The organism is Nocardiopsis nanhaiensis, from assembly GCF_054778635.1.
Genome location: NZ_BAAGZJ010000072.1, coordinates 1 through 14,915, shown reverse-complemented (window position 1 = coordinate 14,915; position 14,915 = coordinate 1). Strand labels below are relative to the sequence as shown.

Genomic DNA, 14,915 nt, shown 5'->3' with positions numbered 1-14,915 from the left:
CGCGCGGTGGGACATGTTCTCATTGCGGAGATGACACTCCCTTTCGATCCGACAGGACTCTTGGTGAGCCGGCCCGCCGGTTCGCTCAGTGGATCAGGGCCCGGTCCTGCCCTGATCCGTTAGGCCCGGTCCCTCCGGGCCTTCGGGTGCCGCACCGGGATTGCCGTCAGCGGTCGCCGGTGCGACCGGATCGGGTCGATCCGCGCTGTGGCCGCGCGTGGGGTCGCTGCCGGGAACACCGGTCCGGGTGCCCGCGCGATCAGCGCCTTCGTCGCGGCGGGTCTGGTCGATCAGGCGCAGGCCCTGTACGGCGTAGAGCAGTCCGGCCCACCAGTACAGAGCCGTTCCCCACAGGGCGAAGGCCCAACCTATAATCCGGGCCACATCTCCGATGATCGAGGCGTATCCGCCGATGAACAGCAGCGGGAACGAGTAGAGCAGGCAGAGTGTGGCGGCCTTGCCGGCGAAGTTGGCCGGCAGCGGACCGTAGCCGAAGTGGCGCAGCAGCGGCAGGGCACCGATGATGAGGACGTCGCGCAGCACCAGGATGGCCATCAGCCACCACGGGACGATGCCGCGCACGACCAGCCCGAGCAGGGCCGCGAAGATGTAGAGGCGGTCGGCGAGCGGGTCGAGGATCTGCCCGAGTTTGGACATCTGGTTCCAGGCCCGCGCGATCTTACCGTCCAGCCAGTCGCTGAGCCCGGCGAAGACGAGCACGAGGAGCGCCCACCAGTCCGCCTGCGGCACCAGGATGAGCCACAGGAACAGCGGAACACCCAACAACCGGAGCATGCTCAACAGGTTGGGAACCGTCCAGATGCGGTCACTGACCACCGGGCTGGCCACGTCGCCCCTCGCCTCGTGTCTGCCTTCTTCCGCGGATCGCCCCATGGTGCCAACGATAACGGGCTGGACCGTCGCTTCCCGCCACCATGGCACCCGTCGGCCCCGACTGGTCTCCGGTGGACTACCGCGCCCCGATCGTACCGTGTACGGACTTCTCTCTGGAACTTGGCGCCGCCGCTCAGACCTCATCGGATTCGCGGGAGGGTGTGGCCGACCCTCCTCAGGACTTGCGGTTCTCCCCGGTCTCCTCCTCGATGGGGTTGACCGGACCGGTCTCCTTCATGGTCTCCGCCTGCCCGGGCTTGGTGTGGTGCCTGCGCTGCTGGGCCTGCTGGGACTCCGTTCGCTCTCCCCCGCCCGACTCGTCCAGGGGCACCGACCGCATGACGTCGTCCGGCTGGTCGTAACCGACCGGAGGCATCGCCCGCAGCGCTCCCAGGAGCTCACGGTCAGCGCCCAGGGCCGAAGCCCGCTCCACGATCTGCTCCTTGTCGGCGGGAAAACTCACCTGCCCCAGGATTTTCTTCAGCCCCGCGACTCCGTGTTCAGTACTCATCGTCACAACCTCCGGATCAACTGGTTACGCCCTCGTCCCGGGCGTTCTGGAGCCCTTGGCCTCTCCTGACGGTGTCAAGGGCTGGTGTGGGGGGCATAGGCGCGCACTACCCGAGCACGGCCGTATCGAATCAGGGAACACGCTCCGTACTCAGCCCAGCGCGAGGATGCGTTGGGCCTCGCGCCGACCCGAGAGCAGCGCCCCGTGCACGGTGGCGGTGTGCTCGGTCTCGGTGGCCTCACCCGCGAAGAACACGCGGTCCCCGACCGGGTCGCCGAGGATCGCGCGGTCACCGTCGCCGGAGCCGACGGCGGTGAAGGAGAAACCGCCCCGGGCGAAGGGGTCGTCCATCCAGTGGGTCAGGTAGTGGTCGACCGGGTCGGGCGCCTTCTTGAACATGCCGCGGAGCGACGCCATGGCGTGTCCGACCACCTGCGCCTCGTCCATCCCGGCGAGGAAGCGCGCCGCGTTCCCACCGTTGCGGCTGACGAGGATGGGCTGGCCGAAGACGTTCTGGCCCGCGTACCAGTGGAACCACGCGCCCTCCTCGGTCCCCAGGTGGACGATCACCTCCGCGTCGCCCCAGAAGACCTCGTCGAAGCGTAGGAAGAGCTTCTCCAGCCGACCGTTGCCCAGCCGCTCCAGCGCGTCCTGCTTGTCCACGGGAAGAGCCGGCTCGAAACCCACCTGCCCGGCCTTGAGTACCCCGACGGGGAGCGTGACCACGACCCGGTCCGCGGTCAGGGTCTCCTCCCCCTCCGGGGTGTCGACCCGCACACTGGCGCTCCGGTCGTTGTGGGACACGGCCAGGACCACGTGCTCCAGGCGCACGTCCAGCCCTCGGGCGAGGTAGTCGGTGACCTGCCCCATCCCCTCGGGGAACACGACGTCGTCACCGCTGAACTCGTGCAGGGCCGCGACCGCGGAGAAGGCGACATCCTCGGCGTCGGCCCCGTGGTCGGCCTCGGCGAGCCGGTGAACGATCTCGGTGGCGTCCCTGGCCCGGGAGCGCACGAGGTTGACGTCGTAGAGGGCGTGGTTGATGCCCTCTTCCATGGACTCCTCGGGGCTGGCGCCGACCGTGGCCCAGTACATGTGTTCGTGGAGGAGGCTGACGTCCTCCAGGTTGCGGCGGTGCCGGTCGAACAGGAGCCGACGGCCCTTGGGGTCGTAGGCGGTCTCGGTGGAGCGGTTGAACACGGCGGTGCGCGCACCCACCTGCTCCACCAGCCGGGACAGCGGGTTGTTCTCCTCTCCGCGCATCCAGGACGCTCCGACGTCCAGGGTCGCGCCGTCCCAGGTGCGCACCGAGTGGATCCGGCCCCCGATCCGGTCCCGGGCCTCGAGCACGGTGACGCGTTCACCCTGGTCGGCGAGCCGGTCCGCGGCGGCCAGCCCGGCCGTGCCCGCCCCCACGACGATGGTGTGGCCCCGGCCGGGGTCGGCCTGGCGTCCGCGCGGCCCGGGTTCGGCGCGGGCCCCGTCGCGCTGCTCCGCCCCGTCGCCGGAGACCTCGTCCCCGGTGTTCTCGCCGCTCACGTCCTCGGTCATCGCGCTCCCCCTCCGTGTCGACGGACGACAAGGGCGACCCTAAGCGGACGAACCACTCCGACCAGGGAGGACACACGGAAAGGTCCGGGGCGGGGACCGGTCTCAGGCGCCGGTCCCGCCCCGGACCGCTGTCAACCGTGACCGGTCAACCCGCGACCACTACTCCAGGCCCATATTGGCCGCGGGGCCGGTGCCGTCGTGCGTGACCTCGAGGTAGTAAGGCTCGGCGTCCTCCGGGATGTCGAAGACGACCTCGACGAGGCCCCGGTCGCCCGGTTCGACGTTGTGGGAGAAGTCCAGGCTGTCTCGGTTGGCACCGGCCGCCTCGAGATCGAACGCATGCTCGACGCCATCGGTATTCACCAGGCGGTAAGTCATATCGCTGTGGATAACCATCTCGTTGCCGTGGTTCTCCGCCTCGAACGAGGCCTTGGCGTACTCATCGGTCGGTTCGGGAACTTCGGCACGGCGGCAGAACTCAGTGCAGGTCGAGGTTGGCCTGGGGGTCGCCGAAGCTCATGTCCGAGACGAGCAGGTGGCTCGGGTCCTCGTCCGCGGGGATGTCGTACAGGGCCAGGAAATAACCGTCGTCGCCCGGCTCCAGGTTCGCGGAGACTCCGCTGGTGCTGGCGTAGTTGCCCTTCTCGGAGACCGTCGCTTCGATGTGGTGCTCGTATTCGATCCCCTGGCCGTCCACCATGCGCGTCGGCACGGGCGAGAAGGTAATCAGCTCGCTGCCGTGGTTCTCGACCACCATCTCGACGAGGACGAACTGCCCGTCGGGCTCGATGACGGGGCCCCGGTGGCTCTCGACGCTGCCGTAGTCCGTGGTCATGGAGTAGAAGGTGTAGCTCAGGTCACCGGGCTGCACGGTACCCCCTTCACCGCCGCCGCTGCCGGTGTCTCCGTCGTCGTCAGCGTCTTCCTCGGCGCCCCCGCCTTCGGTGTCACCGTCGCCCCCGGTGTCGTCCGCGGAGTCCTCCGCCGCGACCGAGCTGTCAGTGCCCAGGCGGTCACCGAAGAACACGTAGCCGCCCACGGCGATGGCGATCACCAGGATGGCGGCGATGCCGATGCAGCCGAGCACGGCCAGGGGGGAGGTCCTGCTTCCCGGATTATTACCGTAAGTCATCGTTGTTTCCACGTCCTTGTGTGGGGGTGGCATAGGGGCGGAAAGGGAAGGCGGCCGCGTGAATCCCCTCTGCCTGGTTCGTCAGCGCCGTTCACGTGTGGTCCGACGGCTGTCTGTCCGGGGAGGTTCAGCGGACTCGTGGCCGCATCGGGCCAGAACTTTTTCGACGGGGGCAGCAAAGCCAGCGACAGAGGGTCATAACCTCGTGCGCAAGGTATCTCCGGGCGCGGATGCCTTGCTCTCGGGTCGCGGTAGTGGGGGGAAGGTCCGGCTCGAACAGGGGCCAGGGCGGCGGTCGGCGCTCTCCATCCGACCGCCACCCTGCCGACCCGGGCGGCCCCGTCCTGACCGCCCGACCCAGCAGGGCGCGCTGCGCGCACCCTCCGCTCTCACCTACCCGTGAAAGCTAGTGCGCAAGGCTTTCAGATTTCTTCCGGCGGGGTACCCGGCACCTGAGCCGACGGACAGCCCACCGGGTACCCCGGAACGGGCTGGTCAGCAGCTGTTGTCTTCGCTGTCCTGCCACGTGATGTCGCGGATGACGGTGCCTTCGGCACACGGCTCCTCGTTGACCGCCGAGTCGACCACGGTCAGGTTCTCCAGGGTCACGTCCGACGTGTTGGCGAACTCGTCCCGGGCGGCGATCCGGATGTCGCCCGGGCCCTCGACCGTGCCGCCCTCCTCGGCGATGGTCACGTTGTGGCAGTTCTCGATCAGGATCGCGTTGCCGCCGGTCCCGGCGATGTCCACGTTCTCGATGACGGCGCCGCCGCTCTCGGACACGCAGAAGATCCCGCGGCCGCCGCCGCGGGCCCGCACTTCGCCGACCCGGATGTTGCTGGGGTGGGCGTCCCCGACCATGCCGTTGCGGTTGGCCATGCGGAAGGCCGCGTACCCGGTGTCGGCGCCCGCGTTCTCGGCGTCGACGAGCCCGATGTCGGCGTTCTCGGTGTCGTTGAGCAACAGGCCCGAGTAGGCGGTGTCCCTGGCCGTGACGGTGCCTACGGTGAAACCGTCGACGCCGTAGGTCTCCACACCGTGGTTGTCGGTGCCCGAGACGTAGACGTCGTCGATGCTGATGTCGCGGGCCTGGCGGACGTCGTCGTTGTCCCGGCTGTCGATGCGCATGCCGTGGCCGCCGGACATCCTCAGGTCGACCTGGCCGAAGTGCACGTCCTCCGCGCTCTGCACGAACACCCCGAAGTGCGGGGTGCCGGTGAGGGACAGGTGGGGCACGGCCACGTCCTCGGCGTGGCGGATGCGCACGGCGGCGTGGTCCGCGCTCACCTCGCCGGCGACGTCGATGGTGCCGCACACTTCCAGGGACGTGTGGCTCGGCAGGTCCAACGACTCGTCTGCGGGAACGGAGCCGGAGCCGCGGACGACCACGCTCTCCTGGGACGTGCGCCCGTCGTCGAGGCTGTCGACCGCCTCGCGCATGGCGGTGAGCATGTCGTCGCCCTCGTGGACGACGTCGCCGCCGCTGCGCACGGTCCAGGTGGAGCCGTCCAGGTCGGCTTCGGCGTCGAAGGTTCCCTCACCGCAATCGGCCGCCGCGGCCTCGGCCGTGGCGTCGGAGCCCTGGAGCCGGGTGTCGGAGGACTGGTCGCCGGGGGCGAGGGTGGCGGCCGCCACACCCAGCCCGGCGAGTACGGCCAGGCCGGCGGTGGGCAATGCCCAGCGCGGACGTGAGGGACGCGGGCGTGGTCGGCGTCGGGGGTCGGAACGCATACAAGCTCCTCGTGTGCGGGCCCTGTGGGGGCAAGGGGTTCACGAAAGCGGCGGGATCCGTCCCCGCCGCGGGGTCGGAAGCTAGCATGGAAAGCGGTTTCCCGATACCGGTGCGAACACGGGCCTCCCTCGCCTCGGGGATTTCAGAAGACGAACTGGACGCTGCGGCGACGGGAACGGTCGTAGGTGTCGCACAGCAGGATCTGCAGGGGTTCGACCCGTTCCGTGAGGTCGAAGACCAGGGCGGTGTCACCCGCCTCGCCGGGCTTCAGGGAATCGAGAACGGTCTCCACCAGGGCCGTCGCCACGGGGTCGATCATGTGCTCGGCACCCTCGTTGTCGACGAGGCGCTGCGCACCCGTGTAGAAGGACGCCTTCTGGTCGCCGGTGTTCAGCACATAGAGCTCGACCACGGTGAACTTCCCCTCCGGCTCACGGACGCTCCCCCGGTCTCCCTCGACCGCGGGGACCCCCGATCGCACGGAACGGACGGTGAACCGGAGGTTGCCGACGACGACGGACGCGGAAGGAGTCTGTGCCATGGGGGCCTCCGTCAGTGGTGGGATGGCCCGGCGGCGCAGGGGGGCGCCTACTCGCTCAGGCCCTGAAACACACCTACCCTCCCCGGCCTCCGCTCACCGTGTCCGGCCGAGCAAGCGGTCGCGCGCAAGCTCGCCCGCCGGGGCCCCGGCGAGCTCACCGGCGCGCGACCGCGACGCTCGGACAGCGCTCAGGAGGAAGGCGGCGTGCCGTCCTCGTCCTCGAAATCGATGCGCTCCTTGCGGCGCTCGCCCTCGACGTGCTCCTCGCTGGTGACGTCGCGCTTGCGCACGTGGATCTCCTCGACCGGCACCTCCTCCTTGGAGACGACCGGACGCTCCTCGTAGAGCGTGAAGGTCTCCTCTCCCTCCTCCATGTGGCCGGGGTCCGGCACCTGCGAGGGGTCGGTGATCGGCCTGCGCTCGACCTCCAGTTCCTCGTGGTGGAGCGGGACGGTCTCGTCGAAGCGCTCGGTCTCGACGTGCTTGCGCATCCGCGCCTGTCCGCCCTCGCGCCGCTCGACGCCGATGTCCACCTGCTCCTCGTGGCGAAGCACCGACAGGTCCTCCGAGTCCTCGGAGCCCGGACCGCCGAGGCGCTCGTCGCTCCGGCCGTCGGCCGGAGCGTCGGTCATGCCCGTCCCAGCGGCGGCGGCCGGGGCGGCTTCGGACCGGGAGGTCTCGGCCTCCGCTTCGGCACCCCACTCATCGTTGGCGAGCGGCGCACGGCCGCCTCGGCCCTCGGGCATCGCGGACCCCGCCGCCATGCCCTCAGCGGCCCCGGACCCCGAGCCCCGTTCCTCACCGCTCCGCTGGGGCATCCCACCCCGTTTGGCGAAGTAGTCGCGGACGAGCGCCTCGTCCTCCGGGGAGACGTGCCGCTCCGCGTCGACATGCGGCGCGTCCTTGACCGTGGCCTTGTCGTACGGGATCTGGATGTCCTCCTCCATCGGATGGGCCCCCTGGAGGGGGACCAGGGTCTCCCTCATACCGAACAGGCCGGTGTGGACCGACACCCAACTCGGTTCCCCCGTCCTGTCGTCGAGGAAGACCTGCTTGATCTTCCCCACGTTCTGTCCCTCGGTGTCGAGCACGCGGTGGCCGACGAGGTTCTCGGGCACGAGTTCGCTTGCCACGGAACATCCCCTCCTTGGTTTGCGTTGGTGGGGGCAGGCCTGCACCCCCGGGCCGCTCCCCGCCTCTACCCGGACACTCAGTACATACAGGTCCTGAGGGCAGACCGTGCACGAGGCAGTACCGGCCATAGGGCCGTACATGGGACTGGTCGGCCACCTCGTAATGAATTGGTGGTCCGGCATTGGCGCCAGCGAAACGCGCGGCGCCCGCCCCTGGAGGTCAGGGGCGGGCGCCGCGATGCTCGGTTCGGTCAGGCTCAGCGGGTCCGAGTCAGCGCGCCGGGGTCAGACCTTGCGCCACTGGGGGACCCAGGCGCCGTCCTCGACGCCGTAGTCGCCGAAGAGCGCGGGTGCCTCCTCCTTCAGGGCCTCGCCGATGCGGTGGAAGAGCAGCCGGATCTCCTCTTCGGCACCGGGTGCGGTGCGAGCCTCCAGGGTGTGGCGCAGGGTGCGCACGTTGGCGGTCCACACCAGACCGGTCGCCACACCTTCGGGGGCGAAGCGGCGCATAAAGGACGTCTTGTGCTTCTTCTCCGCGAACTTCACGCCCTCGTCGTCGAGCCCGAAGTGCTCGGCCATCCAGAACTGGAAGTCCTCCATCTGCTGGAGCATCGCGCCGGCCCGCTCCATCAGCTCCGGGTCCTCCTCGGCCCAGTCGGGGAACCAGAACGGCAGGTCGGTGAGGCGCACGAAGCGCAGCGACTCCTGCGAGACGGCCACGCCGGGCCGGTGCCGGATGAGCTCGTGTGTGAGCACCCGCGAGACGTTGTGCAGCACGAAGCTGAAGCTGATGTGCTCCAGCACCGAGCCGTGCAGGCTGGCCAGCAGGTTGCCCAGGTACTGGTCCTGGTCCTTGCGCACCCGGGTGACGTTCGGGTTCAGACCAGGCTCCCAGGAGCGGTAGCACAGCCGGCCGGCGAACTCGGCGAGGTTCTGGGGGTCGTTGAGGTGGGCGTCGAGCTCACCGCGGTCGAACCGCTCCAGCCACGCCTCGCCGCCGACCTCCTTGAGGTAGTCGGTGATCGCGTCGTAGTCCACCTGCGGACGTGCAACCAGGCGGACCTGTGGCTCGACCTTCTTCACGGCACCCTCTCCCTAGCGACTCCCCGCCCCGAGGCACGCGTCAGGGCCATGACCAGGGTTTCCGGGGCACGGGAGCGTGTGTGGGGCTGGGCCGATTGACCTCCCCCGAGGGTACACGTCCGATGCGGGCACTAAGCCGGGCCCGGGATCGCAACCGCGACGGAAGCGGGCGGAAAAGCGAACGGGGCCGGGCGTCCGACTCTCGGTCGGTCACCCGGCCCCGTTCCGGTGCCGTTAACTCTCTCCTGGGGTTCGCGGCAGGCAGGTTCATCCGTTAGAGGCCGAGGGCGAAGCCACCGGGCGAGAGGATGAGCCCGATGACGATGAGGACGATGCCCCAGAGGAGCTGGCCGCGGATGACGCCCAGCACACCGGAGACAATGAGGATGATCCCGAGAATCAGTAGCAGAATACTCATACGCAACCCCTGTCCGCTAACGGATCCATCAAACAGCTTTACCAGCAAGGTTTCGGGAATCTCTTGCCTTCGTGCAGGTGAGAGGGGGTCCGCGCGCGACGAATCTCGCGCGCGGCCCTCCCGGCTCAGCGCTTGGCCAGCTCCAAGGCGCGCGACACGATGCCCTCGCCGACCGGGGCGGTGAGGATCGACTCCGGGTGGAACTGGACGGCGGACCACCGGGCCGCCGGATCCTCGATCGCCATCACCACGGAATCCTCACCGGGCGCACCGTCCAGGACCGCGGTCACCTCGTAGTTCTTCACCAGGCCCGGCGTGCAGTAGGTGGAGTGGTAGCGGGCGGCGGGGAAGGCGCCGTCCTCGCCCAGCCCCGCCAAGAGATTTCCGCCGGAGACCCGGACGCGGCCGGGCTTGCCGTGTACCGGCTCGTCGAGGGTCCGCAGCTCTCCCCCGGCGTGCTCGACCATGCCCTGCAGCCCGAGGCACACCCCGAAGACCGGCAGGTCGCGGGCGGCGAGGGCGTCCAGCAGCTCCGACATCGCGAAGTCCACGGGCAGCCCGGGGCCGGGCGACAGGACCACGAGGTCGGGGGCGATCCGGTCCAGCAGCGAGGGGTCGAAGCCGTAGCGGACGGTGGTCACCTCGGCGCCGTGGCGGCGCACGTAGTCGGCGAGCGTGTTGACGAACGAGTCCTCGTGGTCCACCAGGAGGACGCGCATACCCGCGCCGGGCATTCCGGCCGGGTCGGGAGCGGTGTCGGCCGCGCCAGGGGTTCCGGCGGCCGTCCCGGCGCTGTCCGGGCCCCCGTGTCCGGCGGCCTCGGCGGCCGAGGCCTCCTCGCCTTGGGCGAGGGTCTCCAGCAGGGCGCGGGCCTTGAGGAAGGTCTCCTTCTCCTCCGCCTCGGGGTCGGAGTCGTACAGCAGGGTCGCGCCCGCGCGCACCGCCGCCACCCCGTCCTGGATGTGGGCGGTGCGCAGGGTGAGGCCGGTGTTCATGGATCCGTCGAAGTTGATCACCCCGACGGCCCCGCCGTACCAGCGGCGGGGGCTTGACTCGTGCTGCTCGATGAAGCGCATCGCCCAGGTCTTGGGCGCACCCGTGACGGTGACCGCCCACATGTGGGTGAGGAAGGCGTCCATGGCGTCGAAGTCGCGGCGCAGCGTGCCCTCGATGTGGTCCACGGTGTGGATCAGCCGCGAGTACATCTCGATCTGCCTGCGGCCGATCACCTTGACGCTGCCCGGCTCGCACACGCGCGACTTGTCGTTGCGGTCCACGTCGGTGCACATGGTGAGTTCGGACTTCTCCTTCACCGAGGAGAGCAGTTCCTGGATGTTCTCGGCGTCGCCGAGCGCGTCCTCCCCGCGCCGGATGGTGCCGGAGATGGGGCAGGTCTCGACCCGCTGTCCGGTCCCGGGCTCGCCGCTGACCCGCACGAACATCTCCGGGGAAGCGCCGACCAGGTACTCGCCCTCACCCAGGTTGAAGAAGAACTCGTAGGGCGCGGGGTTGCGTTCGCGGAGCATCTCGTAGAAGCGGGCGGGCGAGGAGCAGCGCGCGTAGATGCGGTGACCGGGGACGACCTCGAACAGGTCGCCGCGGCGGAACTTCTTCTTGGCCTCGGCGACCACCTCGGCGTAGGAACCGGGCACGGGGCCGGGCGGGACCTCGGTGGCGACCACCGGCGGGGTCGGTTCGGTCTCCCGGGGCAGGCCGTCGGTGCTGGCTTCCGGGCGGTCGCCGTCGGCGGGGACGGTGAACTCGTAGGTGTAGCGCACGCACGTCTCGCGCTTGCGGTCGCGGACGATGACGGCGTCGGGCAGGTGCAGGACCAGGTCGCGGTCGGCGGGGTCGCGGTCGATGTGCCGCTCGACGGGCTCGAACTGGAAGGCGAGGTCGTAGCCGAAGGCACCGTAGAGGCCGAGGTTGGAGTCCTCGGGGCTGTGCAGGGCGGCGACCACAGAGCGCACGGCGGTGAAGACGCTGGGGCGGCGGCTGCGCTCCTCCTCGGTGAAGAAGGCGTCCGGGTCGGGCTCGGGCACGGTGATCGCGACGTGGCCAGCGCCCTGGTCGCGGTCGGTGGCACCGTCCACGGCGTCGAGGGCGCCTGCCAGGACCGGGAGCAGGACGCGGCCGCGGGCGTTGAGCGCGGTGGCGGTGACCCGGCGCCCGCGGGTGCTGACCTCGAGGCAGGGGTCGACGTAGCCCAGGTGCCAGCGGTCGTAGCGGCCCGGATACTCCATCCCTGAGGAGAGCACGCCGCCGCGCCGGAACTCGACCGAGTTGACGAGGTCGGTGAGGATCTCGGGGTCGCAGGGCGTGGCACTGCGGTGGACGGTCACACCGCTCGGCGTGCGGTACGTGGTGGTCTGTGCGTCGCTGGGGTTCACGGCCGGTCCTTTTGGCGCTGCGGTCGGGTTGGTCGTCACCGGCCGGGGCCGCCAAAAGCAGAAACGACCGCCGGTCCGGGGCGGTCGCTGAGGTGTTCGGGGATGCGAACTGTCGGTGCGCCGCCTAGAAGCGGCGCCACCACTGTCCCTGAAGGGTCGACGGGTTTCGCATGGGGCCGAGTGTAGCGGGTGCCGGGCACCGTGTGGGCCCCGGACACGGAAAAACCCTCGCCCGAACCGGGAGAGGGAAAAGGAGAGGGAGGCGTGAAAGGGCATCCGGCCGCACGCACTGGCGGGAGGACCGCGGACTCTGCTAGTCTTCGGTACTCCATTCCATCAACCAGCTATCACAAGCCTTTCTCTTCGCAAGGATAGCAATTACATGAGTTCCTGTCAATCAGGCAGTTCCTCCCCCTCCGCCGAGGAGGCCGCTATCGCGGTCGAACAGGCACGGGTCAGCGCCATGTACGAGCGTCTGGACACCCTTCGGAACCACACCGACCACCAGCTCGCCTCCGCCCACCTGCAGGAGCGCGCGGGCTACGCCGCCCTGATGGAACGCGAGGCACGCTCCTACGAACAGGCCAGGCGCAAGGCCCAGCTCGGCTCCGTCGAGGAGGGCCTCTGCTTCGGCAGGATCGACATCAACCACGGACCCGAGGACGCCGAGGCCCGCTATGTGGGCCGGATCGGGCTGCGTGACTCCGAGCACGAGACCATCCTCGTGGACTGGCGCGCCCCGGCCGCCCGCCCCTTCTACGCGGCCACCCCCAGCGACCCCGAGGGGATCACCCGCCGACGCCACCTGAGGGTGCGGCGGCGCAGGGTGGTGGGTCTGGACGACGAGGTGTTCGACGCCGACGGCCTCACCGACGGCGACCGCCGCCAGCTGGTCGGCGAGGCCGCCTTGCTGGCCTCCCTGCAGCGCGGCCGCACCGGCCGCATGCATGACATCGTCGCCACCATCCAGGCCGAACAGGACCGGGTCATCCGCGCCCGGCTCGCCGGGGTCCTGGTCGTCCAAGGCGGCCCGGGCACCGGGAAGACCGTCGCCGCCCTGCACCGCGCCGCCTACCTGCTCTACACGCACCGCCGGGTCCTCGAGCGCCGGGGCGTCCTGGTGGTTGGGCCCAACCCGGCCTTCCTGCGCTACGTCGGCGACGTCCTCCCCTCGCTCGGCGAGACCGACGTGGTCATGCGCACGGTCGGCGAGCTCTTCCCCGCTGTGGCGGCGACGGCGCACGACACGCCCGGGACCGCCCTGGTCAAGGGCTCAGCCGAGATGGTCGAGCTGGTCGCGGCCGCGCTCAGGGACCGGCAGCGCACGCCGCGGCGGGCCTTCGGCGAGGGCGACCTCCGTGTGGAGACCGACACGGGCCTCCTGGTCGTGCCCGAGGACGTGTGCGCACAGGTGCTGGAGACCACTCGGAAGCTGCGGCTGCCGCACAACGCCGCGCGCAAGTACCTGGTGAACACGCTTCTCGCCGAACTCGCCCGCGCCGAGTCGCTGCTGCTCGGTCGTCCCGTCGTGGACGAGGACCTGCCGCACGTGGGCGCGCGGCTGTGGCACGAGGCCCCCGTCCAGGCCGCGATCGACGCCCTGTGGCCCGACCTCACCGCCCAGGACCTGCTGCGCGGCCTGTACTCCGACCCGGAGGCCCTGGCCCGGGTGGGAGCCGGGGCGGGGGTGGCTCAGGCCCCTGCGCTGGCCCGTCCCTTGGACGCGCCGTGGACGGTGGAGGACGTCCCGCTGCTGGACGAGGCCGCCGAACTCCTCGGGGAGGACGACAGTGCCGAACGGGCGCGCCGACGCCGGGAACAGGAAGAGCGCGAAGAGGAGGAGCGCTACGCCCAGGGCGTGCTGGAGTTCACCGGCCTGTCCGGGGACCCGGACCTGGGCCTGGACGCGGCGACCCTCGCCGAGCGCCACCGCGACACCGGACCGGAGCTGACCACCGCGGACCGGGCGGCGGCGGACCGCACGTGGGCCTACGGGCACGTGATCGTGGACGAGGCCCAGGAGCTGTCCCCCATGGCCTGGCGCACCGTCATGCGGCGCGTCCCCACACGCTCGCTCACCGTCGTCGGCGACGTGGCCCAGACCGGCAACGCCGCGGGCACCGGCTCCTGGTCGGCGGCCCTGAGCCCGTACGCCCGCGACAAGGTGCACGTGGAGCACCTGCGGGTCAACTACCGGACCCCGGCCCCGATCATGACCGTGGCCGCCGACGTCCTGCGCGAGGCCGCCCCGGACCAGGAGGTGCCCGAGTCGGTCCGCGAGGAGGGCGATCCGCCCCGCGCGGTGCGGATCGCGGGTCTGCAGGGTCTGCCCGGCCTGGTGGCCGAGGAAAGGGAGGCTGTCGGGGAGGGCCGGATCGCGGTGATCACCTCCGACATCTCCCTGTCCGAGGTGGCGGCCGCGCTTCCGGAGGCGGGACGCCCGGGAGCGGGTTCGGGAGGGGACCGGGAAGCGGATTCAGACGGCCTGGGCGCGGCCGTGGTGGCACTGACCGCCACCGGGTCCAAGGGCCTGGAGTTCGACTCGGTCGTGGTGGTCCGCCCGGAGGAGCTGCTGGAGCAGCCCCGGGGCGCCAACGATTTGTACGTCGCGGTCACCCGCGCTACCAAGCGCCTGACCGTCGCCCACGAGGGCGACCTGCCGGAGGTGCTCAAGCAGCTGGCCGGGTGAAGTTCCCACAGCTAGAGGCGTGGGCTTGCGGGTAGGTGCCGCGGGCTTGCAGATAGGCGCCCACCTGGCTGGTGGGTGACCTCCCGCGTCCGGCACCTTCCTATCTCCGTGGGTGGGCCCGTGGGTGGGTGCTCTGTGGGTGGGGTTTGCCCGTGGGGGTGCTGGTCTTGTGCGGGTGGTTTCCCCGTTTCCTGCCGCTTGATGGTGGCCGTCTCCGCTACGCGCCTCAAGGTCGTCGCCATCGAGCGCTTCGCGCATCAAAGGCGCTCCACCTTGACCCGCTTCGCTGCGACGGCGGGTGGGCGGCTATCAGGAAACGGGGGAGGTGTGGTCGGGGTAGCGATGGGCCCGTTGGGCCCGAAGGGGCCCCTACGGCACAAGCACGGCCTGGCGGCCGTCAATGGCCACTCCGCCGGAGCTTCGACGGCTGGCGGTGTCGCGGCCGGTCATGCTCTGCTGCGAACCACGGCGGCCTTCGGCCGGGGGCCGATGCCTGCCACTGCGCCGGCGGGCAACGGTTGCGGGTGTCGCGGCCGGTCCATGTGCGAGGCGAAAAGCACCACCGCAAACACAGAAACCTGGAATTCCAGGTGGGCATAAATGCCGAACCAGGTGGCCTGAATTGGGGGCTAGAAGAAAGCCAGGGGGCACCCCTGGAGAAAGTCATGAATTCAGTTCGGACCAGCGGCAGACTTCCATTCTCCGACCTTTTCGCTTACAATGGAAGAATGGCGATCTCTCCTGAAGCACCCACCCCCACCGGGCACACCCCGGTGGATACCGCGGTGGCCGCTGCCCGGGACGAGACCACCGCCTTCTTTAACCGGGACGTGCCCCTGGG

At 70.1% G+C, this 14,915-nt stretch carries 11 protein-coding genes and 1 pseudogene; 1 reads left to right on the top strand and 11 read right to left on the bottom strand.

Features of this window, described 5'->3' with window-relative positions; all coding sequences use genetic code 11:
* Positions 1-93 precede the first annotated feature (93 nt).
* From ACYVD1_RS26550 to ACYVD1_RS26500, 11 genes and pseudogenes are all read right to left on the bottom strand, one after another.
* On the bottom strand, positions 94-849 hold the full coding sequence (locus tag ACYVD1_RS26550) for a CDP-alcohol phosphatidyltransferase family protein (RefSeq protein WP_460777226.1): 756 nt from the start codon (positions 847-849) through the stop codon (positions 94-96).
* A gap of 220 nt (positions 850-1,069) precedes the next feature.
* The gene (locus ACYVD1_RS26545; RefSeq protein ID WP_460777208.1) at positions 1,070-1,405 is read right to left on the bottom strand and encodes a DUF2795 domain-containing protein; all 336 of its coding nucleotides are present in this window, start codon (positions 1,403-1,405) and stop codon (positions 1,070-1,072) included.
* Between the two features lie 150 nt (positions 1,406-1,555).
* Positions 1,556-2,956 (bottom strand): flavin monoamine oxidase family protein, encoded by a 1,401-nt coding sequence (locus ACYVD1_RS26540; protein WP_460777207.1) that lies wholly within the window; start codon positions 2,954-2,956, stop codon positions 1,556-1,558.
* Between the two features lie 159 nt (positions 2,957-3,115).
* Positions 3,116-3,400, bottom strand: a pseudogene (locus ACYVD1_RS26535) (DUF4352 domain-containing protein); the annotation flags it as partial.
* Between the two features lie 34 nt (positions 3,401-3,434).
* The gene (locus tag ACYVD1_RS26530) at positions 3,435-4,088 is read right to left on the bottom strand and encodes a DUF4352 domain-containing protein (protein WP_460777206.1); all 654 of its coding nucleotides are present in this window, start codon (positions 4,086-4,088) and stop codon (positions 3,435-3,437) included.
* 495 nt (positions 4,089-4,583) lie between these two features.
* A complete protein-coding gene (locus tag ACYVD1_RS26525) occupies positions 4,584-5,819 on the bottom strand; it encodes a right-handed parallel beta-helix repeat-containing protein (RefSeq protein WP_460777205.1) in 1,236 nt (411 codons plus the stop codon).
* Positions 5,820-5,962: 143 nt separating this feature from the next.
* A complete protein-coding gene (locus tag ACYVD1_RS26520) occupies positions 5,963-6,361 on the bottom strand; it encodes a DUF4352 domain-containing protein (RefSeq protein WP_460777204.1) in 399 nt (132 codons plus the stop codon).
* Between the two features lie 188 nt (positions 6,362-6,549).
* Complete coding sequence (locus tag ACYVD1_RS26515) at positions 6,550-7,494, bottom strand: PRC and DUF2382 domain-containing protein (RefSeq protein ID WP_460777203.1); 945 nt, start codon at positions 7,492-7,494, stop codon at positions 6,550-6,552.
* Positions 7,495-7,779: 285 nt separating this feature from the next.
* Complete coding sequence (gene thyX / locus ACYVD1_RS26510; RefSeq protein WP_460777202.1) at positions 7,780-8,577, bottom strand: FAD-dependent thymidylate synthase; 798 nt, start codon at positions 8,575-8,577, stop codon at positions 7,780-7,782.
* Positions 8,578-8,851: 274 nt separating this feature from the next.
* Positions 8,852-8,995: a GPGG-motif small membrane protein gene (locus tag ACYVD1_RS26505; protein WP_460777201.1), complete on the bottom strand. Its 144-nt coding sequence runs from the start codon at positions 8,993-8,995 to the stop codon at positions 8,852-8,854.
* A gap of 125 nt (positions 8,996-9,120) precedes the next feature.
* The gene (locus ACYVD1_RS26500) at positions 9,121-11,385 is read right to left on the bottom strand and encodes an anthranilate synthase component I (protein WP_460777200.1); all 2,265 of its coding nucleotides are present in this window, start codon (positions 11,383-11,385) and stop codon (positions 9,121-9,123) included.
* A 382-nt stretch (positions 11,386-11,767) separates the two neighbouring features.
* Here ACYVD1_RS26500 and ACYVD1_RS26495 point away from each other — a divergent pair, with 382 nt between their 5' ends.
* On the top strand, positions 11,768-14,074 hold the full coding sequence (locus ACYVD1_RS26495) for a HelD family protein (RefSeq protein ID WP_460777199.1): 2,307 nt from the start codon (positions 11,768-11,770) through the stop codon (positions 14,072-14,074).
* The last annotated feature ends 841 nt before the right edge of the window (positions 14,075-14,915 follow it).